Below are 22,589 nucleotides of genomic sequence, written 5' to 3'. Positions count from 1 at the left end.
TACGGCATGTCATCTTGTGGGGGTGCTTTCCCGTGCAAGAACGCCATCGCTGAGCCGAAACGCAGCTGGCCGCCCCGATGCGTTCTGCGCCGCGCGTGGAGACGGACGCGGCCTGAACGGTTCGATGGGCACCTTCCGCCTGTTCGCCTTGGTGATGGCGTTCGTATCGCCGCTCGTCACGGTGGCGGGATGGCTCGTCATCTTGATTGCGTACGGCGGCCCTGCCGCGCCCGCGATGATGCTCGTCGCGGGCGTACTGGTCGCCATGTTCGCGGTGGGTTTCCTCGCGATGGGGCACCATATGCCCAATCCCGGTGCCTTCTACTCCTATGTCGCGGCGAGTCTGGGGCGCGTGGCGGGGCTGGGCGCAGGCTTCGTGGCCATCGCGGTCTACGTGTTCCTCGGATTGTCGTCGTTCATCTTCTTCGGTGTTGCTGCATCCCATTTCGTCGTCGGTGAACTCAGCGGCCCAGACATCAGCTGGTACTGGTACACGCTGATGCTTCTGGTCCTGGTGGGCATCTTCGGCTATCAGCACGTCGAGGTGTCGGCCAAGGTGCTGCTCGTGGCGATGGCGCTCGAGGTCACCGTGGTACTCATCTTCGACCTGGCGATATTCGGCGGCGGCCGGGTGTCGCAGACCGGCGGGGTGTCTGTGGAGCCCTTCACCTGGCCGTCGCTGACCGGCGCGTCCTGGGGCCTGGGGCTGCTGTTCTCGATCCTGTTCTTCAACGGCTTCGAGGGGACGGCCGCGTTCCGCGAGGAGGTCAAGGATCCCGCCCGTACTATCGGCAGGGCCACGCTGTTGGTGGTCGGGTTCGTCGGGATCTTCTACTGCGTCGCATCGTGGGGGATCGTCTCCTACTTCGGCGCGGACAGGGCCGCCGAATTGGCCTCCTCCGACCCGGTCGGCATGTTCGCCACGGCGCTGGGGGCATCTGCCGGCAGCTGGTTGGTCGACGTCGCCAATGTCCTGCTTTTGACGTCGATCTTTGCGGCCTCGGTTTCGATCTACAGCATCCTGACGCGTTACGTCTACTCGCTAGGAGTCGACCGGGTCCTGCCCAAACAGCTGGGTAGCGTGCATCCAGAGCACAACTCGCCGCACAAAGCCTCGCTCGCCGCCGGCCTGCTTTACCTGCTCGGGGTGCTGCCAATTGTGCTGACCGGCGGGGACCCTTCGCTGATCTACGGTCAGTTGGGCGGCACAGGTGGCTACGGCTACCTCCTCTTGTTCGCCCTCGTCAGCCTCGCGGTGCTGGTCTACTTCAGGCGTCGCCGTGGGGCCCATTCGGTCAGCATCTGGGTAGCTGTCGTGGCTCCTGCAATATCCCTGGCGGCGATGGGTGTCCTGCTGGTCCTGGGGATCGTGAACTTCTCGACACTCACCGGCGGATCCGGCGCATTCGCGCTCGTCCTGCAGGCCATCGTATGGGGCAGTGGCCTCAGCGGGGTGTCACTCGCCCTGTTCTACCGAGCCAGAAGACCCGCCGTCTTCGCCCGGATCGGCCGCCGGGATTTCACTGTGGGCGAGCCAAGATGACCTCGGGGGTCGACGGCGCGCTGTCAACCGACTGATCCCAGGATGGCCCGCGCTGTGCGCTCTGCGATCAGCATGACTGGCGCGTTGGTGTTCCCGGAAGTGATGGTGGGCATCGCCGAAGCATCCGCGACGCGAAGACCCGCGACGCGGTAGGCGCGACAGTCGGTGTCGAGCACCGTGGCGGACGACCGCGGCAGGCCCCGGGTGTCGAAGGCTCCCATCGCGCAGGTGCCCACCGGATGAAAGATGGTTGTGCCGAGTTCACGGGCCGCCTGCTGCAGGTCTTCGTCACTCACCAGGTGCGGGCCGGGAAGCATCTCTTCGGGGTGGTAACGGGCCAGCGACGGCGCCGCCATGATCTGCCGGGTCATCCGCAGGCCGCGTACGGCGGCGTGGCGATCGGCCTCGGTGGACAGGTAGTTGCAGATGATCTTCGGGTCGGTCAGCGGATCTGCGCTCGCTATGCGGACATGGCCACGCGAGCTGGGTCGCAGATTGCACACCGAGGGGGTGATCGCCGCGAACAGGTGCAGAGGTTCGCCGAACTTGGTCAACGACAGGGGCTGCACGTGCCATTCCAAATCGGGACTGGCCAGCGTGGGGTCGCTCTTGGCGAAGGCCCCCAGCGTGGAGGGCGGCATCGTCATGGGTCCTGATCGCAGCAACAGATACTGAAATCCCATGCCCGCGCGGGTGATCCAGTTGCGGTACAACGTGTTGACGGTCCGGGCGCCCCGCACCCGGTAGACCGTCCTCAGCTGCAGGTGGTCCTGGAGGTTCTCACCCACTCCCGGCAGGTCGACGGTCACCGGGACGTGATGCCTGCTCAGCAGGTCGGCCGGGCCCAGACCCGAGGCCTGCATGAGTTGCGGCGACCCGATCGCTCCGGCGCTCAGGATCACCTCCCTGCGGGCCCGGACGTCGACGATTCGGCCGTCTTTGAGCAGCTGAACGCCGGTGACGTGGTGCGCGGCCGTCGTCCAGGCGCCGCGACGCTGATGCTCACCGACCCGATCGTCCGTCAGCAGCCGCAGGGCCCGGGTGTCGGTGTAGACGGTGAGATTGGGCCGGTGGGCGACGGGATGCAGGAAGGCATCGGCCATCGACCAGCGCCGGCCACGCCGTTGGTTGACGTGAAAGTACGCACTGCCGGCGTTGTCTCCCCGGTTGAACTCGTCGATCGGGGCGATGCCCACCTGGGCGGCGGCGGCCTGCCAGGCGTCCAGGATCTTCCAGCGCACCCGCGGCCGCTCGACCGGGATCTCACCGCCGGCGCCGTGCCAGTCGTCGGCTCCGCCGAAGTAGTCTTCCAGCTTCTTGTAGATCGACAGTGTCTCGCCGGCACCGTCCGGCTCACCCCAACGCCATCGGTCGTCACCGGTGGCCTGGGCCCACAGGTCGTAGTCGGAGGCTTGTCCGCGCATATGGATCATGGCGTTGATCGACGAACTGCCGCCGATCACGCGGCCCCGCGCGTAGTGAATGCTGCGGCCGGCGAGACCCGCGTCGGCCTCGGTCGTGAAGCACCAGTCGGTGCGGGGGTTGGCGATGGTGAACAGGTAGCCCACCGGCACCTTGATCCAGAACCAGTTGTCCTTGCCGCCGGCCTCGATCAACAGCACCCGGTGATCGGGGTTGGCGCTGAGCCGGTTGGCGAGCAGGCAACCGGCACTGCCTGCTCCCACGATGACGAAGTCGAACTCGGCGACGGGGGTCAGTTCCGAAATCGTTCCTCCATGGCGTCAGATGCGTGTCGGCCGAGACTAAGACTTCGCGGCGTGCGGTTGCGGCGTCTTCTGCATGCTCTCCTGGCAGCCCCGGTGGTGTTGTAGCTTTGGCTGATGGGCAAGGTCCACGACCAGATCGACGATCGGATGGCTGCCTGGCTGTCCGAGCAGCCGATGTTCGTCGTTGCCACCGCGCCGCTGGCCGGCGACGGGTTGATCAACACCTCGCCGAAGGGTGGGCGCGGAACATTCGCAGTGCTGGGGCCGGCGGCGGTGGCGTATCTCGATCTCACCGGCAGCGGTGTGGAGACGATCGCCCATCTACGCGAGAACGGCCGAATCGTGCTGATGTTCATGGCGTTCGACGGACGACCGCAGATTGTTCGGCTGCATGGCCGTGGTCGGGTGGTGATGCCCGGTGACCCCGAGTTCGCCGACCTCGTGCAGCGATTCCCGCGGCATTCGAGCACCCGATCGGTCATCGTCGTCGACGTCGACCGGATCGCCGACTCGTGCGGCTATGCGGTGCCGCAGATGGACTACGTCGCCGATCGTGACCTGCTCGACCTGTTCGCCGACAAGAAGGGCCCGGAGGGGCTCGAGGAGTACTGGGCCGAGCGCAACGCGGTCAGTCTCGACGGATTGCCGGGACTGCCCTGATCATCGCCTGCGCCCGGCTCAGCGGTACCGCGCGACAAGCGCACCGCCGATCGCGGCGAGGTGGTCGCGCACACTCTGCGGGCCGGTGATCTCGAGCCATTCGATGAGCCCGGCGAGTTCGCATGCCAGGGCGTACTCGTCGTGACCGCGGATCACGATCTCGATGCGGCCGTCGGGCGTCGGACCGCCGACTTCGAGGCGGCCCCCGAGCAGCATCCGGAGCAGGCCGAGCCCGTCGGGAGCGCACACCGCCTGCGCTTCGAGGGGAGTGCGCTTTCGGTCGACCTCCTCGGCGATCGCCCGCCAGCTCTCGGCGAGGTCTAATCCGTCGGGCCGTCGGACAGGATCGCCGGTTGACTCGACCGACGACACACGGTCGATCCGGAAGGTTCGCCGACCGGCGTCTGTGTCGGAGACGAGGTACCACGCCGGGCCCTTGACGACGACGCCCAGCGGGTGGACGGTCCGCTCGGTCTCGGAGCCGTTGCGGTCGACGTAGCCGAGCCGTATCTGGACACCGCCGATCACCGCGTCTTGAATCTCGCCGAGAAACCGGGGTGGCCGGGGTTCGGGCTGGCCTGATCCCCACTGTCGCGGGTCGACGACGACTGACGTCCCGGCTGCCTGGGCCTGCTCCCGGAGGGGCTCGGGCAGCGCGCGCACGAGCTTGCGTAGCGCGGCCTTCACACCCGGAGTCGCCGTCGACGCCGGCCCGGCCACCAGGAACAGGGCGCGAGCCTCGCTCGCGGTCAGCCCCGAGAGGTCGGTGCGAGCGCCGCCCAGCAGGCGCCACCCGCCCCCTCGGCCCTGCATCGAGTACACGGGCACCCCGGCGACGCTCAGCGATTCGAGGTCGCGGCGGGCGGTGCGCTCGGAGACTTCCAACTCCAGGGCGACTTCCGTTGCCGTGACCTGTTCGCGCTGTTGCAGCAGCAGCAGGATGGCCACCAGTCGGTCGGCTCGCACCCGACAAGACTCCCACATCAAACCGGCCACTAGATGACCGGTTTAGCTCGGCACAATGGCGACATGACGACTCCGACCAGCTCCACCACCGACCACCTCGCGGACCCCCGGCCCATCCTCGACCGCGCCATCGCCACCGGCGGGGCCGTCATCGCCGGTGTTCGGCCGGGCCAGCTCACGGACCCGACACCGTGCACACACATGAACGTGCGAGCACTGCTGGCCCACCTGATCGGCGCACTCGACCGAATCGCCGCGCTCGGCAACGGCGAAGATCCCTTCGCAGTCACCGAGACCCCAGTCGCCGACGATGGCTGGCCCGATGCGTGGGCCGAGTCGGGCAGACGAGCCGCGGATGCCTGGAGCGATCCCGCCGTACTCGAACGACCCATGGCGCTGCCGTGGATCGAAGGCACCGGCGCCGAGGTGCTGGCGACCTATTTCTCCGAGCTCACCGTCCACACCTGGGACCTTGCGACCGCGACCGGTCAGCAGCCCGACTGGGACGACACCGTCGTCGCCGCGGCGCTCGGCGCACGCCAGATCCTCCCGGCAGAGAACCGTCGAGCTCTCTACGAGCAGATCACGGCCGCGATGGGCCTCGACGAGGTCGCCGTCCCGTTCGCCGAAGCCGTTCCGATCCCCGAGGACGCCGCCGCCATCGACCGCCTCGTCGCCTGGAACGGCCGGGATCCGCGCTGCCGGCCCTGACGGCCGGGTGGTCAGCTCACCCGAAAGCGTTTGATCCGGGCGGTGGCACCGGCGACCAGTTCCACACTGCCGCGCGGGACACCGAGGTGCTCAGCCAGCACCCGGATCACCGCGGAGTTGGCCTTACCGTCGACGGCACGCTCGCGGACGTAGATGGTCAGTTGACCATCGGCACCGACTTCGACGAGGGGCCCCTTGCGGCTTCCCGGCTTGACCTTGGCGACGATATCGATGCACTCGACTCTGTCATGCGGGTGCGCAGCGCCGCGCGATGACACGGCAGTTGTCGACTTGGCCGGTTACGCCGACATCGATAGCCACCAGCGTGGGCCCCGAGGCCCGGACCGGTGGAACAGGCACTCGGATACTGCAGAGTCCGCCGTTGCCGACATCCCGTAGGTTGGTCGTTGAGCTAAGTCCGGACCCGCGAGGATCTTGCCGCGACTCGAGGCGTGAGAGGAAGCCCAATGCGTGCGAAGAAATACTGTTCCCCGGCAATCGTCGGCCTGGCCACGGTCGCGCTGACAACCGTGGGGTGCAGCAATGACTCGACCGTGGATGCGTCGATGCCGCCACAGGTCGGGTTGATCGCGACCTCCGAGGTGCCGGCACCACCTACCGAGGTGAAGCTGATCGGGGAGCGGGACGTCGAGGTGACGCTCACCGGCCCGATCGCCGCGAAGTACTCAACGGCAACCGACGGTCAGAAGCAGGCGCTCGGCAAACCGCTGACCGGTAGCCACAACGCAGGGACCCGCGAGAGCGGCGTCGTGTTCCAACAGTTCCAGGGCGGCGTGATCGTCGCCAAGAATGACGGGCCGGGCACACCTGCATACATCACCTGGGGCAAGATCCGGGAGGCCTGGAATGTCGAACGCAATCCGGACGGCATTCCCGACATTGCGGGCAAGAACGGCTCGCCAGGCCCGCTGGGCGTACCGACCAGCGATGAGGATCTCGTCGGCGACCTGCTGGTGACGACGTTCGAGCATGGCAAGATCACGTTCGACCCGAAGACCGGCGAGGTCGAGGTGACGGTCAACGGCAACGTCGTACCGTCCGGCCTGTAGGCGGCAGAGTCGCTCGAGTTGGCTATTGGCAGTGCCGACAACTCTGAACGTTTCCCGGTGCGCCCCGCTGCAGTGACCCACCCGCATCGCCGACAGGGAGAGGGGCCCACACGGCGCGGTTCAAGCCCGCCGCATTGTTGTCTCACCGGTAATACATTGCGAAGGTGGATACAGTCACGGTGCGCGAACTGCGCAACAGTGGAGGGGACGTTCTGCGCCGTGTCGAGCATGGCGAGCGCATCGTCATTACTCGGGACGGCACACCCGTTGCTGAACTATGGCCACTGCCTCGTTCCAGCGCAGGACCTGCCGAACTGATTCGTCGCCGCAAGAATTTTCCGCCGGTGAACCTGGATGCTCTCCGGCGCGACATCGACGACCTCATCGACCCGTTGCTGTGAGGCAAACCCGGACTCGGGGGATGCTGGATACCTCCACGGTGGTCCTCTTGGGTCAGATATCCGACCCGGCCGAGCTTCCCGATGAATCGGTGCTCAGTGCGATTTCGCTGGCCGAGCTGTCCTTAGGTCCACACGTCGCCAACGACGATGTGGAGCGCAGTGCCCGGCAACAGCACCTACAGCAGGCCGAGGCGGACTTCGACGTCCTGCCGTTCGATGGAGATTGCGCCCGGGCGTTTGGGGCCGTAGCGGCGGCGCTGCGCGCCTCGGGACGCAAGCCGGCTGCGCGCGCACGACGCTCTCATCGCGGCCAGCGCAATCGCACATGCGGTGCCGCTGTACACGTGCAACCCCGCCGACTTCGCAGGAATCCCGCGACTGGAACTACACCCAGTCACACACCCGCATCATCGATAGGGAAGACGTTCGACGCCGAAAAGCGCTGGGCACCAACACAATATGCAATCAACACAACCGCTGACGCCGAGCCTGTCGGTACCGCGGGATAGAATGGTGGTGGATCGCCACTGAAAATCCACGCGATTCGGGACATGCTCGGCCATGCGACTGGGAGAGGATACCCGCAATGCAGCGGAGAGTGCTTCTCATCAATGGATGGTTCCTGCTGGTCGCAGGGTTTCTCATGGCCGGCATGACGCTCGTTGGCCGGTATACGGGCAACGGGGTGTTGAAGCTACTGCATGAACAGCCACTCGGCGCCATCGGTATGTTCGAGGCGTTCGCATTGGCGGGAATAGTTGGAATAGTCTTCATCAGGGTGTCCACAACCCTGAAGGAATTGAGGTTCTGGAATCTCGTTGCCTTCGCCGTTCATCTTGTTCTAGGGACGGCAAACATCGTCTTCTGGCGCGACGCCTTCGCTCCCATGGAGGCGGAGATTCCAGCGGGGATAATGACTGTCCTTCATTTTGGGTTTGCCGTGTCCGAAGGTCTTGTGGCTCGTGGCCGGGGCCAGACCAACTAGCCGATCCTCGATAACAGATCCACCTTTGAACATGGCGTAAGTTGCTGGTAGACCGCCATATTCGATTCCGCCGTATTCCTACCGCTGCGGAGCGCACGGTGAGTGGCGGGGGCATCCGATGGTTGGCGGTATGGGCTCCGGGGACTGCGATCGGGATGATCGGGAGTGGTTCACCGATGGGTAGCTTTGCTGAGGGGTAGCGATGGGGCGCTACCCCTAGGTTGAATGTGGTGGATGGTCTGGTGTATGAAGCGCACCAACATCTACCTCGATGAGGATCAGGCGGCCAATCTCGACAAGTTGGCCGAGCAACAGGGCGTTGCGCGTGCCGAGCTCATCCGCCAACTGCTGGGCACGGCTCTCGACAACTCCGACGACAATCTCGAATCTGACCTGAATGCGATTGAAGAGTCGTTCGGCGCCCTTAGTGATGAGGAACCACCTGATCACCGTCCCGGCGGCCGCGAGGAGCACCTCGACCGAATGTGGCGCCGCACCTCGTGATCCTGGTCGACTCGGACATCCTCATCGCCCACCTTCGCGGCTTGGACGCGGCACGAAATTGGCTCGTCCAAGCTCGAGAGGAGGGGCCTTTAGCGATCAGTGTGGTGTCGAGATCGAAGCCATCGGCGCCAACCCGACGACGTCGAAATCGGGGACCTGACGATTCGGCCGACTCGCCAAGGCTGATCGCCTCTCGATCATGGCCGAGTCGACGAACTGAAGTAGGCCCGCACGGAGATGGGATCACACTAGGGTCCCAACCCCCGAGCACGCTCAATCGTTTGCTGGATTTCAACCGGCGGTCCACAACCAGCCGCTGGTCTACATTTCGTCTACACTAACTTCATGGCAGCAGAAACCACCACTGTCCGAGTCCGCCGTCCCGATTCTGAGCGGCTCCAATCACTGGCCAAGGCTCGTCAGACCGCCGTCATCGACGTCGTGCACGCAGCGATCGACGCTCTGGAACGCCAGGAGTTCCTCCGAGGACTAAACGGCGATTACCAGCGGCTGCGCGGCAATCCCGAACTGTGGGAGCAGTACATGGCCGAGCGTCAGGAATGGGACGCCCTGGCTTGATCTGGCGGGGGGAGGTCTACTACGTCGATCTCGGCCAGCCGGTCGGACATGAGCCGGCCTTTCGACGCCCAGCTGTCGTGGTGTCAGTCGACATTCTCAACAACGGACCGGGCGGGCTAGTGGTTGTCGTCCCGGTCACGACCGTCAGCTATGGGCTGCGAAGCCATGTCGAGCTGGAGCCAGAGGACAGCGGGCTCGACCACACCTCATACGCACGCTGCGATCAACTCCGAGTGGTCTCGGTCGAACGGCTGTCATCCCGGCAGGCGATAATCGGCCCAGACCAGATGCAGGCCGTCGACGAAGCGCTGCGGTTTGTCCTCGATCTATGACACACCGCCACCGGAACAAACCCCCAGTGGTGGAGGAGGATTTTCAAAACTATTGGAGCACAACCGGAAACGGCGTAGTTTAGTGGTAACCCGCCATATTCGATTCGGTCGTATTGCTCCTGGGCCGAACGGGGTCGCGAGTTCGCAGGTGCGTGCCTAGTCCCTGATGTGCAAGTTGTGGCAGAGTTACTGCCTGCGACGCCCAAGACGGTTCAGATGCGCGCGTTATGTTTGCTACCGGGCCATGCGGGCGGCCGGAGGGCAGTCGCTATCGAGGTGGCCGCTATCGGGCGGGCACGGCGCTCGCCTGGCCCTATGGCTGTCTTACAGAATGTCGTACACTGTTGCCGTGGCTGACACGATTACTTTCCGGCCGGACGACGACGCATCGAGAGCGCTCGAGGTCTTGACCAAAGACGGCACGGCGGTGTCCGCGGCCGTTCGATCTGCAATTATCGACGCCGCACGACGGAAGGCCGGCGCGGCGATTCGAGCCGAGGCCGAAAGGCTAGCCCAGGACGAATCCGACCGCGCTGAGGCCATGCAGGTTCTACGCGACATGGAGACGCTGCGTGCGTGGTGAGGTCTTTCGGTTGAACGCCGCGCGGGGGAGCCGCGGCCACGAGCAGTCCGGTACCCGATACGCCGTAGTCGTGCAGTCAGATCAGTTGCCGTTGTCCACCTGGCTGGTGGCACCAACGTCCACATCGGCTCGTGCCGCCAGCTTCCGACCCGAGGTTGACATCGGCGGCACCAACACCAGGGTGCTTGCGGAGCAGGCCGCAGCGGTTGACCCGGGCCGACTCGGCATGAGCGTCGGGTTCCTGACCTTCGACGAGATGCGCCGTGTCGACGCGGCCCTTCGGGTGGTCCTCGACCTATGAGCGATGAGTGATCGCCCCAATGCCGCACAGTCCGGCAAAAGATTGAAACCACTGGTAGCCAACGCAATACGATGTCAGTTGCTGGTAACCCTGCATATTCGATTGCTGCATATTCTACGTTCACGGCTGGGGTAGCCGACCGAGGACGCGCGAGTATATACTCGATCATGTTTTCGTATATACGTGAGGGTGGCGAGATGACCAAGCGTTTGATTGACCTCGATGACGACCTGTTGGCCGCCGCGCAAAAGGAACTTAAGACGTCCGGCGTATCAGATACCGTCCGCATCGCGTTGCAGCAGGCTGCAGCGGCGTCTGCACGTGCTCGCCAGATCGCATGGTTGAAGTCTGGCGGCATGGGGGAGCTGGCTGACCCTGGTAGACGAGGTGACGTGTGGCGCTAGTAGCGCGGTATCTCATCGACACCAGCGCCGCAGCACGGATGACAAACCATGAGGTCGCCGATCGGCTTGCTCCGCTTATCGAGGCCGGATTGGTCGCAACCACCGCTCAGCTCGATGCCGAGGCGCTCTACAGCGCCCGGACCGCCGAGGACTACGCGCAGATATGGTCAGATCGCCGCCTCGCATACGAGTACCTGTCGACCAACGATGAACACTGGCAGGCGGCATTGGATGCCCAGCGATCGCTGGCCGGCACCGGTCGTCATCGTGCCGTTGGCATGGCCGACCTCCTGATCGCCACCCTTGCCAACGCCCATGAGGTGACACTGCTGCACTACGACGCTGATTTCGAGATCGCTGCCGAGGTATTGCCCTTCCAGCATCGGTGGGCGTTGGACAGGGGCACTATCAGTTAGGTCAGGGCAGGGTGTGGCGGTGGAGTTGAAACCCATCGGTACGCAGTGCAGTGTGAAGTACTTTAGTTGACATAATGTAGCTTATCGGCATATCGCAACGGTAGGCGTGCCTGCCGCAAGACGTCTACCGGCGGTTATTGTCCGATCCGGACTAGTTGAGAGAAACCCGAGAAAACCCCCGCGTTGTCTGGCTTCTCGCCCGCGTTCGAGAACTATCCGACAGTGCCACCTGCCCCCAGGTCTTCGCCCATGCACCTGGGCTCATTCGACCGGCGAACCCGCAACGCGAGGCCGATTCGGCGATGACCGGTTCTGCGACTGCCTGGCACAGCAGAGTCCGGCACCACCCGCCGCCCCCCGGCCGAGCCGCCCCATAACGTCACTGTGACGAATTGGCAGCTGCGGCCCTGCCCCAACTCCGGCGACCGAGGATCACGCTGCTGGCTCGAATCCGATCATGAAGAAGTGGGACGATACCTACTTCGCCGGCGTTGGGATCGACACGTGCACCGAACTCATCACGAACCCTATCTGTGGTCCGCAGCAACTAGTCGCAGATGCCATGCCCCTACGGTGGCAGGGACATGAGCGCCGCCGACATTGTTCGCGCGGCCATCCGGACCAGCGGCGGCCTGGGTGATGCGTGGTGCTCCGGAGACGATGTCCGGCACCCTGACGCGGTGCGTGTCGGCAACCGGATCGTGGTCGTCGAAACGGACGAGGGCGATCTGGGCTGGCTGATGACGACGTACGCGGTGTCTGACGACGGCGCCGAGGCCACACCGATCGCAGTCATCGCCGGGGAGGACCGCGGCGCCGTCCGCACGCTCACGTCGTGGCTGCGAACGACCGCAGGGCCGATGGCGTGGAAGCGTGTCCGACCCGGTCTGTACAGGTCCGGTGCGTACTTCGTGGGACAGCTCGACACCGGGGAATGGTTCGCAGAGGGGCCGGGGGTCGACCAAGCCTTCGACGACAAAGCGCAGGCCCAACGCGCATGCGACACCGCTCGAGCCGGTACTCACACCTAGGCCCCGAAACACCCCTTGGACAGCCGACTCCCCCCGGCCACACCGTGCACGAACCGTCACTGTGACGCAATGGTGGTCGGGTGGTGTTGTCCCGATCCATCAATCCTCGAGTTTGGGCATAGCGGCGAGCACCGGTGACTACGCTGTCGGTTCGAGGGAACAGTCGGCGTCGTCTCCGGCAGGTGATTTCAGGGGGCATCTCTGAACAGAAGGATGCGAGTCACCTGGTCCGTGTTCGTGGCGATCGCCATGACGCTCGCGGCATGGAGCTTCTCGAGCCCTCAGGCATCGGCGCAACCATGCCCGGACATCGGCGTGGCCTTCGCGCGAGGCACGTCGGAGCCGCCCGGTGTCGGCACCATCGGACAGGCCTTCGTCGACTCGCTGCGCACTCAGGCGTTTCCACGCACCGTCGGCGTGCACGGTGTCAACTATCCGGCGAGTAACGACTTCTTCGGCGCGGGCTTCACGCTGAACATCCTCGACGGTGTCCGCGACGTCCTCGACCACGTCCGCGGCGTGGTGTCCGTGTGCCCGCATACACAGATGATCATCGGCGGTTACTCGCAGGGCGCGATGGTCGGCGCATTCGCCACATCCGGTGTCCTGCCGGGCGACCTGGCACCGGAATCGGCACCGATGCCGCTGCCGGCCGACGTCGGCGATCATGTCGCGGCGATCGTGCTCTTCGGTAAGCCCAACGGCCCGTCGCTGGCCAAGTACAAGGCCGGCGAGGTTGGCGTCAGCCCGGTGTATGCCCCGAGACTGCTTGAGCTGTGCGCGCCCGGCGACGTGATCTGCTCCATCGTGCCCGCCGGCCCGTTCGATCCCGACGCACACGGCCAGTACGCCCGAAACGGGATGGTCGGCACTGGAGCCGCCTTCGCCGTCAGCCGACTGCCCGCGCCGCCGCCACCCGGGCCACCGCTCCCACTCCCCTGATTCGGCCACTACCCCAAGATATTTCGTCATAGTGACGAAATTGGTACTTGGCCAACGCTGTCTGGTCTGCGCTTTTGGGCCATCGCCGTGCAGGCGGCAATGGTGGATGACGTTGCGGTGGTGGACAACTCAGCCGGCAATCCGTTGTAGTCGGACCGTCGGGATCTTCCGGTTGCCCGCGCGTACCTCGTAGTCGCTGTATCCGGCGGAAAAGTCCACCACGAGGTCCCACACCCGTTCCCGCTCGGCGGGGTCGGTGACCTCGGCGGCGGTGTACCTGCCGCTGTGTGCGCCGGCAAGAACCTCGACCTCGGGATTGGCAAGCAGGTTCCGATACCACGCGGGGTGGCTGGACTTGCCGTAGTTGGAGGCGATGACGATGAGTGAGTCACCGTCGACGATGTACGCCAGCGGTAACGTTCGAGGCAGTCCGGTTTTCGCGCCGACGGTCGTGAGCAGCATGACCGGGTACGGGTACAAGCTGCTCACCCGGCCGCCGGTGAGGCGCAGTAGTCGCGGGTCGATCCGCGGCCCGACGTTCTGCACATACCAGTAGCCGACCGACGATCTCGCGATGGCCTCCACTGCTCGCTGGATTCGAGTCATGTGACGGCGCGGCCGGGGGGTCGGGACAACGCGGGTGTGTTCGTTCATGCGGACCACCGTGGCAGTGCCGATGCCCCCGGGCTTGGAGTTCCAGTGGAGATTGCCTGGAGATTGCGTGGTCACCGGGGTGAAGGTCGAGACCAAGGGCCCACTCCGGAGCCTCACCCCGGAGGGAAGCACGCCCTCACGGTTCCCGCGGCCCGACCGGGCTGCGCGGTGATCCCAGCTCGTGTTGTGATGCCGCTGCGCCCTCGCTGCTGTTGAGCGCCTCGAAGATCGATGAGTACTCCCATTGGGCCTGGTCAACGCCACTGCAGTTCGACGTGACGTCGGTGTTGGAACCCGAGCATTCCTGGTCACGGTTCGCGCTCCACATCGAAATCCCGGCCAGACCATAATCTTCGACGTAGGTAACGAGGGTCTGAGCGTCATCGAGCGTCGTGGTGACTCCTTCGTCGTCGACACCGATCTCGACCGTCAGGTTGATCATCGCCCATATCTCGTCTTCGGTCTTCGGGTCGTCGGTGGTTTGGTAGTAGTCGTAGAGCTGCTGCTCGACGGCTGCTGCTGCGTCTTCTGCGAGCGTGGCCATGTCGACGTTGTCATAGGTGCTGTCGTAGTAGTCGAAGACCATGATGTTGACCGTGTCGATATCCACCCCTGCCGCGACCGCACTCTCGATGACGTAGAGGACGTTGTAGCCGTCCTCGTCCGGGAGACCGTACGGCTCGACCGGGAGCGTGAAGGAGACCGTGACCGTGTTGCCGTTCTCGGCTTCCTCCTGCTGCACCTGGGCGATCGCCGCCGAGCGGCGATCGATGACCTCCTGGTCGGCAGTGTCCTCGGTGCTGCTGATGTCGAAGGTGTTGTTTCCCTCGATATCGAAGTCGATGTCGTAGATCCCGTACGCGTCCATGACTTCTTGGTAGGCATCGGCCAGGTCGTCGACGTCGGTGATGATCTGCGCCAGATCGGTGCTCTCAGCGAATGCGGTCGCCCCGCCGAACGAGATCGTCGCCTCCGCACCGGCGTCGGTGATGGTGTCTATTGCCGTTGTCGCCCAGTCAGAGTCGAGGCTGTAGTACCCGCCCCAAGACGGAGTGTCGTCGGTCGTGGATGTTGCGGTGATGAACGCGAGCGTGAAATGCGTGATGCCACCGTCGGTGATCGCCGACGCGTAATCGAACTGCGGGTAGGCGGTGAAATCCACATACGGTGAGAACTCGGCGTCATCATCGTCGTCGTTCCCGAGTTCGTCGTCGATATCGGTGTTGACGTGGACGATCTGCGAGTATCCGATGGCGGGCGCGAGAACGCGTCGCAACAACGGGATCTGCTGCAGTGACAGCACGAGCTGCGAGAGCCATCCGCCTACCAGCGGCAACTGCGCCAGCTGCTCGTCGAACTCCGTCCACTCACTGACCAGCGCGGTGAACTCCTGGGTCGGTCCGCCGTCCGACTCGAAGGTGAATTCACCGGTTTGTTCGTCGAGATCAACGGTTCCGCCCTTGCTGGATATCACGTTGTAGACCAGCGGGACGTCCCTGGCGTCGGTGGCCACCAACTGACCCGTGACGATGCCGTCCTCCTCGGTCGGATCCACCGGCTCCACCGTGATGGGGTTGGGATCCTTCTGCTGGTGACGGGCCGTAGACTCCCCCGATGCATCGTCCTGTGTTGCCGACATCGAGCGCTTCTCGACCGATGCCTCGATCGCATCGGGCAGCGACACGTCCTCGGCCTCGGACACCGCATCCGCCGCCATCTCGTCGGGCAGCGTCACCTCCTCGGCCTCCGACACCGCATCGGCCTCAGCGGACACGTCCTGCGGATCAGCGGTCGACACATCCTCCACATCGAGAAGCGACAGCTCCTGCTCATCAACTGTCGACGCATCCTCGCCCTCCGACGCCGCGCCGTCCTCATCTGGCGTCCGTGTCGAGGACTCGCTGGTGTCGGAACCTGTTGCCTCGGCAGACGTACGGCGCGAACCCGAGTTCGGTCCCGCGTTCGACCGGGAACCGGGACGACGTGAATTCGAGGCCGGACTGCGTTCCGCCGAGGAGCCGTGCCTGGCCGATGTCGATTCGGCCGACGAGCTGGACGATCCCGAGGAAGACCCGGCGGCATCATCGGCCGTCGCGACGGCGCCTCCTGCCATCACCGCCGCTCCGATTCCCAGAGCCACCGCCAGTCCTCCGGCCCGACCAACACTGTTCGGCACGACCATTCGACCTCCACCCAACCAGTAGGCGGGAGCCAGTGGCACCGCCGCAGCCAACCTTCGTTGATCTTGGTCTAGCAGCAGGGCTAGGGCGTGTCTAGCGCGACGACCGGCGTTAGCCGACGTCCGCGGCGGGAGGAATGATGGCGCGATGAGGCTGATCAACCGGCAGTCGAGGGCATCCTTGTCGACCAGACTGGCCGCGGCGCACCGCCGCCGACAAACACCGGTGAACACGTTCACGACATCCGCACCCGAACTGAAAAACACACGCCAGCACACCAATTAGCAATCATCTTGAGCCCCTCAACGCGCTTCAGCCGCGCGCGGGCGGTGGTGTTGATGCAGGCGCTCTCGCAGCCATCGGAGATGCAAGCGCCAGACTGCTCGACCGACACGACCCCGGAACGCTGAATGCCGGCCAGAAACGCACAGGGCGCGCCACCGCGGCTGTGACCTCACGAAACAACCTGCGAAGGCTAAGAATTGGGGCCTTCTCGAAGAAACCCAAAAATATTGAGCAGACACACCCTCGAAGTGTTGGCTTCGCAACATTCGCCGGCACCTGCAGCGCCCGCCGGACCCGATCGCCTCGCCGACCACGCGACAACCGATAGCCGGCACGTCTGGATCCTGCTTCGCCCGGAAACGAGGCCGGCCACCCACCGGGTAGTCACGGCGCGGGCTTTTCCCGGCTCTCCCAGTCGCGGGCTTCCAGGTAGGGACGGAACACGTCGGCGATGTGGGTCAAGTCGGCGTCGGTCTTGGGAGTCTTGAGCTCGTAGACGTAGGGCACCCTGCTGTAGGCCAGCGTCAGATCCCACAGATCCAGCGCGTCGCGACCGGTCGGTGCGGGTGCGACCACGGGTCCGTACACGTGGCGATCGCCGGGGAACACCAGCGTGGGCACGCCGAAGCCGCCGTGCGCGACGACCGCGTCATGGTCGGCCTTCACGTCGTCGTGAGTCGTCGGGTCGTCGACGGCCGCCTGCACGACGGCCGGATCCAGACCCAGGTCGGCGCAGATCTCGGCGGCGACCTCCGGGCGGTGCGGTTTGCGCGCCTGCTCGTGTAGCGCCCGCCCGGCCGCCTCGTAGAAACGGTCGCAGTCATCCATGGACGACCGGCGCAGCATCGCCGCGACGCGCATCATGCCCCAGCCGTAGGACCAGTCCCGTTCCCACGGGTGCTTCTTACCGTCCTCGCGATTGATCTCTTCGAGCGAGAAGAATCTCCAGTCGATGCGCAGCGGCACACTCTCCCGTACCGTCCGGATCCACTTCGAGGTCTGATAGGCCCACGGGCACATCACATCGAAGTGGAAGCCGATGACAAGGGGCTTGGTCGACGACATTCCCGACGGTATCGCAGCGCTGCGTCGATGATCAGCAGGTTGCCGATCACCAGGGCGACGGTTCAGCCGCCGATGGCCAACGCTCGGCGATCATCTCGGTCATCGCCTCCACCCAGGCATCGTCGAGGGCGGCGTCCTGGCGGATCAGGATGCGGAAGATCGCCGTGCCCGCAACGACTTCGGCGAGCATCGGCAACTCCTCGTCGCCGCGGCGCCCCTGCCCGAAGCGGGTTTCGAAGGCCGCCAGGTTCGCGGTGAGGCGGGCGATCATCATGCTGTGCAGCGCAGGGTCGGCAACCGTGTCGGCGATCAGGCCCGGCAGGGCGACCCGCGCCTCCGGCCGGTCGAACATCGCCCGGGTGGTCTCGACCAACGCGTGAATGTCCTGCCGGACCTCTCCGGACCCGACGGGCGTCGGGATCGCCGCGTCGGGCAGCACCGCTTCATGGACCAGGTGGGCCTTGCCCGACCACCGGCGATAGATGGCGGCCGTGGTCGTGCCGGCGTGCGCGGCGATCGCCGACAGCGACAGCGCGGAGTAACCGGTCTGCAGGATCAACTCCCGGGTCGCCGCGATGATCGCGGCGTCGATCCGGCCATCGCGGGGCCGCCCCGGTGACGGGCGTGCAGCATCCTTGCCATCGGTGCGGCGATCTGCTGTCATGGTCGCAGTGTAATTCCAATACGCTTCGTATCGTATTTGAACGGAGAGCTCGTGCACCTCAGCCCGCTCGACGAGTACCCCATCCACCAGACGCCGGCCCCGATCAGCTCCCCGGCGACCTCGGATCGCAACTTCTACGACCGGTCGTACTTCAATGTGCTCGATCGGGACGGACGCTTCATGGTGCTCACCGGAATCGGCTACTACCCCCGGCTGGGAGTCAAGGACGCGTACTTCGTCGTCCGCCGTGGTGACACCCAGACCGCCGTCCGGTTCAGCGACGCCCTCGACGACGACCGACTGCATCAGAACGTCAACGGCTATCGTCTCGACGTCGTCGAGCCGCTGCAGGAGTTGCACCTGACGGTCGCCGAGACCGAGGGGATCTCCGCCGACCTCACCTGGCGCGGGCTGTTCCCGGCCGCTATGGAACGGCCGCACGAGATGCTGACCGACCGGCGGGTGACGCTGCAGGCGTCGCGTTTCGCCCAGGTCGGCAGCTGGCGGGGCTGGATCGAGGTGGACGGTGAGCGGCTGGCCGTCGACCACGACACCAGCGTGGCCAGCCGCGACCGGTCCTGGGGCATCCGGCCCATCGGTGAGGCGGAACCGGCAGGACGCCCGGATACCGCGTTCCGCGGGATGTGGTGGCTGTACCTGCCGCTGGCGTTCGAGGACTACCAGCTGTTCCTGATCCTGCAGGAGGATCCCGACGGCCACCGCAGCCTCTACGACTGCACCCGCCGCTGGCGCGACGGCACCGTGGAACAACTCGACGGAGTGCGCGCCACGATCCACTACACCTCCGGAACCAGAATCCCGCACGGCGCCCACGTCGAGTTCATGAACCGTGCCGGGGACCACATTCAGCTCGATGTCGAGTCGAAACTGTTCGCCCCCATCGCCTTCGGCTCAGGCTACGGCGGTGACTCGTCCTGGGCGCACGGCACGTGGAAGGAAGGTCCGTTCACCGAGCGGGTCAGCTTCGACCTGACCGACCCCGCCGTGATGGCCAGAGCGCCGTTCAGCCTGATCGACCACGTGGGCAAGGCGGTGTGCACCGAAGCCGACGGACGCACCTGTGCGGGTGCCGGACTGTTCGAGCACGGTGTTCTCGGGCCACACCATCCGTCGGGTTTCTCCGACTGGACCGACGTCGCGGAGTAGGCGCAGCCGATGAAGATCATGACAGCGTTGTTCGGGCCCACCGACGCCGCCGAACGGGCGGCCGCGCTGCGCGAGGCCGGGGCCTCGGGTGTGTTCACCTTCGAAGGTCCCCATGACGTGTTCACACCGCTGGTGCTGGCCTCGACGGTCACCGGTCTCGACATCATGTCCAACGTGGCGATCGCATTCCCCCGCAATCCGATTCATCTGGCCCACCAGGCCAACGATCTGCAGCTGCTGACCGACGGCCGGTTCATCCTCGGACTCGGCACCCAGGTGCGCGCCCAGATCGAGAAGCACTACGGCACCGGTTTCGACCGCCCGGTCGCCCGGATGAAGGAGATGGTCGGGGCGCTGCGGGCCATCTTCGCGGCGTGGAACGACGGCGCCCGGCTGGACTTCCGCGGCGAGTACTTCCGGCACACCTTGATGACGCCGACGTTCAACCCCGGCCCCAACCCGTTCGGCCCGCCGCCCATCTATCTCGGGGCGCTGGGGCCCCGGTTGACCCGCGCGACGGCGGAGGTTGCCGACGGCCTGCTGGTGATGCCGTTCGGCTCGAAGCGTTTCCTGCACGAGACGACGCTTCCGGCGGTCCGCGAGGGCCTGGCCGCGGCCGGACGCAGCGAAGCCGATTTCGCGGTGGTTCCCGAGATCATCGTGTCGGTCGCCACCGGACGCGACGACGACCACGCCTCCACGCGAATGCTGTTGGCGTTCTACGGTTCCACGCCCGCTTACCGGCCGGTGCTCGATGCCCACGGCTGGGGGGAGCTGCAGCCGGAGCTCAACGCGATGTCCAAACAGGGCCGTTGGCAGGAGATGGCCACACTGATCGACGACGACATCCTGCACACCATCGCCGCATGCGGGACCCCGGCCGAGATCGCGACCCACATCCGCGACCGGGTCGACGGCGTGTCGGACCGGATCTGCCTGTACCAACCCGGACCCATCGAACTCGGGGCACTCACCGAGATCGTGGACGCGCTGAGCTGACGAGATGACCTTGAATACAGTCGACTTCGACGACATCACCGACGCCCGCTTCGGCGGCAAGGCGGCGGGACTGGCCGAGCTGCGGCGCCTCGGGCTGTGCGTGCCGGTGGGGTTCGTCATCGCCGACGCGACCATGCACGCCGCGCTCGATGGCGCAGCCGAACGGTTCGCCCACATGGCGGCCAACGGGGCGACGCCGGTGGCGGTGCGGTCCTCGGCCGTCGGCGAGGACGGCGACGACCAGTCCTTCGCCGGCCAGTACGACACCGTGCTGGGCGTCGACACCGCCGAGAATTTCGCCGCGGCGATCCGCACGTGCGCCGAATCGGTGGGTTCGCGGCGTGCGTCGTCCTACAGCACAGACCGCCCGGCCACGATGAACATCGTCGTCCAGCAGATGGTCGATGCGCGCGCCGCCGGCGTGGTGTTCACCGCGGATCCGGCCACCGGCCGGCGCGACCTGATGGTGATCGACGCGATCGCCGGGCTCGGGGAGGCGCTCGTCGACGGCTCCGCCTCCCCCGACCACATCGTGCTCGGCGCCGACGGCAGCCCGCTGATCCAGGAAACCGGTACCCCACCGGTCCTGTCACCCGAGGAGATCGCCGAGATCCGCTCCGGTGCGCTGCGCGCCGCACAGCACTGGGCCAAACCCATGGATCTGGAGTGGGCGATCGACCGGTCCGGGACGCTGTGGTGGCTGCAGGCCCGGCCCATCACCACCCTGCCCGCAGACCTCAACGAGATGGACTCGCCGCTGGCCGGCGACACCCACGTCTACACCCGATGCAACATCGGCGAGATGATGCCCGGTGCGTTCTGCCCGCTCACCGCGTCGGTATCCGGCCATGCCATCGACTACGCGATGCAGATGACCCAGGTGGTCGCGCGCGCCCAGCCGAGCTACGAAAAGCCCTGGCTGCAGGTCGGGTACTTCTACGGGCACATGTTCCTGAACATGACCGAGGGGACGGCGCTGAGCTCGGGCATCCTGGGCAACTCGCTCGAGCAGTTCTCCATGTCGATCTGCGGCCGGGTGATCGACGAGCTGGAGCCCAAACCGCCGAAACCGTTCGGGCGCAAACTCGTCAACACCATCCTGCTCACCTCGCATGCGCTGTCCGCGGGTCCGGCGATCCGCCGGCTGCACCGCCAGATCACCGGGTACCGGATCCCGGACGGCGACGACCCCCTGCTGGTCCTCGAGCAGCTGGAGGCCGGTGTCGAGCTGTACTGCGACGTCACGCTGACCCACGTCCGGTCGTCGTCCCGCGCGGCGGTGGCGGCCAACATCCTCGAGAGCGTCGTGATCAGGCAGGCGCTCAAGAGCGGGCGCAGCGAAGACGACGGCCGGGCCGAGGCGATGGCACTGATGGCCGGGGCCAGCGACGTGGAAAGCGCCATGATGGTCGGCGAACTGCACGCAGTGGTGCGCAGCATCGCCGATGACCCCGCGACCGCCGAGCGGTTCCGTTCAGCCGAACCCGATGTCGCGGTCGCCGAATTGCGGTCGGCCGACGGCACCGCCGGTGCGGCGCTTCGGCAGTTCCTGGCTCGGCACGGTCACCGTGGCTACCGCGAACTGTGCATGCGCGACCCGTCCTGGGCGCAGGACCCCGCCGGGCTGGGGTCGATGATGCAGGTCATGCTCGGCGCAACAGCGAACCCTGCCGACCCAGCCCAGCCTGACGAGCCCGCCCACCGCGCCGAACGCGGGTCCGGCGGCGCTCAGGCCGACTCCCCGGCGATGAGGTTCCTGGCCCGGCTCGCGCAGGGCGGCGCGCGCGGGCGCGAGGAGACCAAATCCAAGATGGCGCTGATGGCGCATGCGCTCAAGCGCGGCTATCGACATCTCGGCGAGGTGCTGGCCCGCTCCGGCCGGCTCCCCGACGCCGATCTGGTCTTCTTCTTCGACCGCGCCGAGCTGCACCGCGTCGTCGGTGACGGCGACACCACCGAGCTGGTGCGACGCGCGGCGCAGCGCCGCGAGGCGCTGAAATTCCAGGATGCCCTCGAGTTCGACGACGTCTCGCTGGGCCGGCCCACGCCGGTGCTCGCCCCGCCGCCGGACACGTCGTCCGACGATCAGATCGTCGGACGCCCGGCCAGCCGCGGAACCGTGGAGGGCACCGTGCGCGTCGCGAAGTCGATTCGGGATGCCCGGCAGGTGCAGCGCGGGGAGATCCTGGTCGCGCCGGTCACCGACGTCGGATGGACCCCGTACTTCACCGTGATCGCGGCGCTGGTCACCGACATCGGCAGTTCGGTGTCACACGGCGCCGTGGTGGCACGGGAGTACGGCCTGCCGTGTGTGGTCAACACGTTGGTGGCCACCCAGGTGCTCGAGACCGGGGATCGGGTGCGGGTCGACGGCGATCGGGGCGTGGTCACCCGCCTCGGCCGGGCCTGATCGCCGCAGC

General features: G+C 65.9%; 26 protein-coding genes and 1 pseudogene. 20 read left to right on the top strand and 7 right to left on the bottom strand.

Annotation, left to right across the window (positions count from 1 at the left end; all coding sequences use genetic code 11):
* Nucleotides 1-124: 124 nt before the first annotated feature.
* Nucleotides 125-1,543: an APC family permease gene (locus ACXAID_RS00355; RefSeq protein ID WP_475020184.1), complete on the top strand. Its 1,419-nt coding sequence runs from the start codon at nt 125-127 to the stop codon at nt 1,541-1,543.
* 23 nt (nt 1,544-1,566) lie between these two features.
* On the opposite strand, the gene ACXAID_RS00350 is transcribed toward ACXAID_RS00355, so the two are convergent.
* A complete protein-coding gene (locus ACXAID_RS00350) occupies nt 1,567-3,261 on the bottom strand; it encodes a GMC family oxidoreductase (protein WP_475020249.1) in 1,695 nt (564 codons plus the stop codon).
* Nucleotides 3,262-3,384: 123 nt separating this feature from the next.
* On the opposite strand from ACXAID_RS00350, the gene ACXAID_RS00345 reads away from it, so the two are divergent.
* On the top strand, nt 3,385-3,930 hold the full coding sequence (locus ACXAID_RS00345) for a pyridoxamine 5'-phosphate oxidase family protein (RefSeq protein WP_475020183.1): 546 nt from the start codon (nt 3,385-3,387) through the stop codon (nt 3,928-3,930).
* An 18-nt stretch (nt 3,931-3,948) separates the two neighbouring features.
* Here ACXAID_RS00345 and ACXAID_RS00340 read toward each other — a convergent pair whose 3' ends face one another.
* Nucleotides 3,949-4,896, bottom strand: coding sequence for a helix-turn-helix transcriptional regulator (locus tag ACXAID_RS00340; protein ID WP_475020182.1), 948 nt, complete (start codon nt 4,894-4,896; stop codon nt 3,949-3,951).
* 63 nt (nt 4,897-4,959) lie between these two features.
* On the opposite strand from ACXAID_RS00340, the gene ACXAID_RS00335 reads away from it, so the two are divergent.
* On the top strand, nt 4,960-5,607 hold the full coding sequence (locus ACXAID_RS00335; protein ID WP_475020181.1) for a TIGR03086 family metal-binding protein: 648 nt from the start codon (nt 4,960-4,962) through the stop codon (nt 5,605-5,607).
* An 11-nt stretch (nt 5,608-5,618) separates the two neighbouring features.
* On the opposite strand, the gene ACXAID_RS00330 is transcribed toward ACXAID_RS00335, so the two are convergent.
* Entirely contained in the window at nt 5,619-5,840 is a 222-nt protein-coding gene (locus ACXAID_RS00330) for a DUF167 domain-containing protein (RefSeq protein WP_475020248.1), read from the bottom strand.
* A 234-nt stretch (nt 5,841-6,074) separates the two neighbouring features.
* Between ACXAID_RS00330 and ACXAID_RS00325 the strand changes: the two genes are divergently transcribed.
* The 13 genes and pseudogenes from ACXAID_RS00325 to ACXAID_RS00265 all read left to right on the top strand — a co-directional run bounded on the left by ACXAID_RS00325 (nt 6,075) and on the right by ACXAID_RS00265 (nt 13,155).
* The gene (locus ACXAID_RS00325; protein ID WP_475020180.1) at nt 6,075-6,677 is read left to right on the top strand and encodes an LGFP repeat-containing protein; all 603 of its coding nucleotides are present in this window, start codon (nt 6,075-6,077) and stop codon (nt 6,675-6,677) included.
* Between the two features lie 164 nt (nt 6,678-6,841).
* Complete coding sequence (locus ACXAID_RS00320; protein ID WP_475020179.1) at nt 6,842-7,078, top strand: type II toxin-antitoxin system Phd/YefM family antitoxin; 237 nt, start codon at nt 6,842-6,844, stop codon at nt 7,076-7,078.
* A 598-nt stretch (nt 7,079-7,676) separates the two neighbouring features.
* Nucleotides 7,677-8,063 (top strand): hypothetical protein, encoded by a 387-nt coding sequence (locus ACXAID_RS00315; RefSeq protein ID WP_475020178.1) that lies wholly within the window; start codon nt 7,677-7,679, stop codon nt 8,061-8,063.
* A 246-nt stretch (nt 8,064-8,309) separates the two neighbouring features.
* Nucleotides 8,310-8,567, top strand: coding sequence for a ribbon-helix-helix domain-containing protein (locus ACXAID_RS00310; RefSeq protein ID WP_475020177.1), 258 nt, complete (start codon nt 8,310-8,312; stop codon nt 8,565-8,567).
* A pseudogene (locus tag ACXAID_RS00305) lies at nt 8,564-8,686 on the top strand (type II toxin-antitoxin system VapC family toxin); the annotation flags it as partial. The gene ACXAID_RS00310 and the pseudogene ACXAID_RS00305, both read left to right, overlap by 4 nt.
* A gap of 226 nt (nt 8,687-8,912) precedes the next feature.
* Nucleotides 8,913-9,146, top strand: a complete 234-nt coding sequence (locus tag ACXAID_RS00300; RefSeq protein WP_475020176.1) for a hypothetical protein — start codon at nt 8,913-8,915, stop codon at nt 9,144-9,146.
* Nucleotides 9,128-9,478, top strand: coding sequence for a type II toxin-antitoxin system PemK/MazF family toxin (locus ACXAID_RS00295; protein ID WP_475020175.1), 351 nt, complete (start codon nt 9,128-9,130; stop codon nt 9,476-9,478). Before ACXAID_RS00300 ends, ACXAID_RS00295 begins: the two co-directional genes overlap by 19 nt.
* 349 nt (nt 9,479-9,827) lie before the next feature.
* The gene (locus tag ACXAID_RS00290; protein ID WP_475020174.1) at nt 9,828-10,061 is read left to right on the top strand and encodes a hypothetical protein; all 234 of its coding nucleotides are present in this window, start codon (nt 9,828-9,830) and stop codon (nt 10,059-10,061) included.
* Nucleotides 10,051-10,362, top strand: a complete 312-nt coding sequence (locus tag ACXAID_RS00285) for a type II toxin-antitoxin system PemK/MazF family toxin (RefSeq protein WP_475020173.1) — start codon at nt 10,051-10,053, stop codon at nt 10,360-10,362. The genes ACXAID_RS00290 and ACXAID_RS00285 overlap by 11 nt, the downstream gene beginning before the upstream one ends.
* Nucleotides 10,363-10,559: 197 nt before the next feature.
* Nucleotides 10,560-10,766 (top strand): DUF2191 domain-containing protein, encoded by a 207-nt coding sequence (locus ACXAID_RS00280; RefSeq protein ID WP_475020172.1) that lies wholly within the window; start codon nt 10,560-10,562, stop codon nt 10,764-10,766.
* The gene (locus tag ACXAID_RS00275) at nt 10,757-11,182 is read left to right on the top strand and encodes a PIN domain-containing protein (protein ID WP_475020171.1); all 426 of its coding nucleotides are present in this window, start codon (nt 10,757-10,759) and stop codon (nt 11,180-11,182) included. The genes ACXAID_RS00280 and ACXAID_RS00275 overlap by 10 nt, the downstream gene beginning before the upstream one ends.
* A gap of 584 nt (nt 11,183-11,766) precedes the next feature.
* A complete protein-coding gene (locus ACXAID_RS00270) occupies nt 11,767-12,213 on the top strand; it encodes a hypothetical protein (RefSeq protein ID WP_475020170.1) in 447 nt (148 codons plus the stop codon).
* A 213-nt stretch (nt 12,214-12,426) separates the two neighbouring features.
* The gene (locus ACXAID_RS00265) at nt 12,427-13,155 is read left to right on the top strand and encodes a cutinase family protein (RefSeq protein WP_475020169.1); all 729 of its coding nucleotides are present in this window, start codon (nt 12,427-12,429) and stop codon (nt 13,153-13,155) included.
* A 129-nt stretch (nt 13,156-13,284) separates the two neighbouring features.
* Here the strand turns inward: ACXAID_RS00265 and ACXAID_RS00260 are convergent, their stop codons facing one another.
* Nucleotides 13,285-13,809: a nitroreductase/quinone reductase family protein gene (locus ACXAID_RS00260; RefSeq protein ID WP_475020168.1), complete on the bottom strand. Its 525-nt coding sequence runs from the start codon at nt 13,807-13,809 to the stop codon at nt 13,285-13,287.
* A gap of 136 nt (nt 13,810-13,945) precedes the next feature.
* Entirely contained in the window at nt 13,946-15,607 is a 1,662-nt protein-coding gene (locus ACXAID_RS00255) for a chitinase (RefSeq protein WP_475020167.1), read from the bottom strand.
* A 106-nt stretch (nt 15,608-15,713) separates the two neighbouring features.
* Here ACXAID_RS00255 and ACXAID_RS00250 point away from each other — a divergent pair, with 106 nt between their 5' ends.
* Nucleotides 15,714-16,013 carry a hypothetical protein gene (locus ACXAID_RS00250; protein WP_475020166.1) on the top strand — a complete coding sequence of 100 codons (300 nt, stop codon included), beginning with the start codon at nt 15,714-15,716 and terminating at the stop codon, nt 16,011-16,013.
* A gap of 645 nt (nt 16,014-16,658) precedes the next feature.
* Here the strand turns inward: ACXAID_RS00250 and ACXAID_RS00245 are convergent.
* The gene (locus tag ACXAID_RS00245; RefSeq protein ID WP_475020165.1) at nt 16,659-17,339 is read right to left on the bottom strand and encodes a DsbA family oxidoreductase; all 681 of its coding nucleotides are present in this window, start codon (nt 17,337-17,339) and stop codon (nt 16,659-16,661) included.
* Nucleotides 17,340-17,385: 46 nt separating this feature from the next.
* Nucleotides 17,386-18,003, bottom strand: coding sequence for a TetR-like C-terminal domain-containing protein (locus ACXAID_RS00240; RefSeq protein WP_475020247.1), 618 nt, complete (start codon nt 18,001-18,003; stop codon nt 17,386-17,388).
* 51 nt (nt 18,004-18,054) lie between these two features.
* Between ACXAID_RS00240 and ACXAID_RS00235 the strand changes: the two genes are divergently transcribed.
* From ACXAID_RS00235 to ACXAID_RS00225, 3 genes are read left to right on the top strand one after another with little or no spacing between them, the layout of a single operon-like run.
* A complete protein-coding gene (locus tag ACXAID_RS00235; protein ID WP_475020164.1) occupies nt 18,055-19,170 on the top strand; it encodes an Rv3169 family protein in 1,116 nt (371 codons plus the stop codon).
* 9 nt (nt 19,171-19,179) lie between these two features.
* Nucleotides 19,180-20,169, top strand: coding sequence for a TIGR03617 family F420-dependent LLM class oxidoreductase (locus tag ACXAID_RS00230; protein WP_475020163.1), 990 nt, complete (start codon nt 19,180-19,182; stop codon nt 20,167-20,169).
* 4 nt (nt 20,170-20,173) lie between these two features.
* Entirely contained in the window at nt 20,174-22,579 is a 2,406-nt protein-coding gene (locus ACXAID_RS00225; protein ID WP_475020162.1) for a PEP/pyruvate-binding domain-containing protein, read from the top strand.
* The last annotated feature ends 10 nt before the right edge of the window (nt 22,580-22,589 follow it).

It is taken from the genome of Mycobacterium sp. ABE4_509 (assembly GCF_056160785.1).
Note: the sequence above shows the minus strand (reverse complement) of the source record. Positions and strands in the feature narration are given on the sequence as shown.

Excerpts from the sequence above, each read along its gene's own strand:
- ACXAID_RS00355 (WP_475020184.1), top strand. The coding sequence starts at position 125 with ATGGGCACCTTCCGCCTGTTCGCCTTGGTGATGGCGTTCGTATCGCCG.
- ACXAID_RS00345 (WP_475020183.1), top strand. The coding sequence starts at position 3,385 with ATGGGCAAGGTCCACGACCAGATCGACGATCGGATGGCTGCCTGGCTG.
- ACXAID_RS00335 (WP_475020181.1), top strand. The coding sequence starts at position 4,960 with ATGACGACTCCGACCAGCTCCACCACCGACCACCTCGCGGACCCCCGG.
- ACXAID_RS00325 (WP_475020180.1), top strand. The coding sequence starts at position 6,075 with ATGCGTGCGAAGAAATACTGTTCCCCGGCAATCGTCGGCCTGGCCACG.
- ACXAID_RS00310 (WP_475020177.1), top strand. The coding sequence starts at position 8,310 with ATGAAGCGCACCAACATCTACCTCGATGAGGATCAGGCGGCCAATCTC.
- ACXAID_RS00300 (WP_475020176.1), top strand. The coding sequence starts at position 8,913 with ATGGCAGCAGAAACCACCACTGTCCGAGTCCGCCGTCCCGATTCTGAG.
- ACXAID_RS00295 (WP_475020175.1), top strand. The coding sequence starts at position 9,128 with ATGGGACGCCCTGGCTTGATCTGGCGGGGGGAGGTCTACTACGTCGAT.
- ACXAID_RS00280 (WP_475020172.1), top strand. The coding sequence starts at position 10,560 with ATGACCAAGCGTTTGATTGACCTCGATGACGACCTGTTGGCCGCCGCG.
- ACXAID_RS00270 (WP_475020170.1), top strand. The coding sequence starts at position 11,767 with ATGAGCGCCGCCGACATTGTTCGCGCGGCCATCCGGACCAGCGGCGGC.
- ACXAID_RS00265 (WP_475020169.1), top strand. The coding sequence starts at position 12,427 with ATGCGAGTCACCTGGTCCGTGTTCGTGGCGATCGCCATGACGCTCGCG.
- ACXAID_RS00260 (WP_475020168.1), bottom strand. The coding sequence starts at position 13,809 with ATGAACGAACACACCCGCGTTGTCCCGACCCCCCGGCCGCGCCGTCAC.
- ACXAID_RS00245 (WP_475020165.1), bottom strand. The coding sequence starts at position 17,339 with ATGTCGTCGACCAAGCCCCTTGTCATCGGCTTCCACTTCGATGTGATG.
- ACXAID_RS00240 (WP_475020247.1), bottom strand. The coding sequence starts at position 18,003 with ATGACAGCAGATCGCCGCACCGATGGCAAGGATGCTGCACGCCCGTCA.
- ACXAID_RS00230 (WP_475020163.1), top strand. The coding sequence starts at position 19,180 with ATGAAGATCATGACAGCGTTGTTCGGGCCCACCGACGCCGCCGAACGG.
- ACXAID_RS00225 (WP_475020162.1), top strand. The coding sequence starts at position 20,174 with ATGACCTTGAATACAGTCGACTTCGACGACATCACCGACGCCCGCTTC.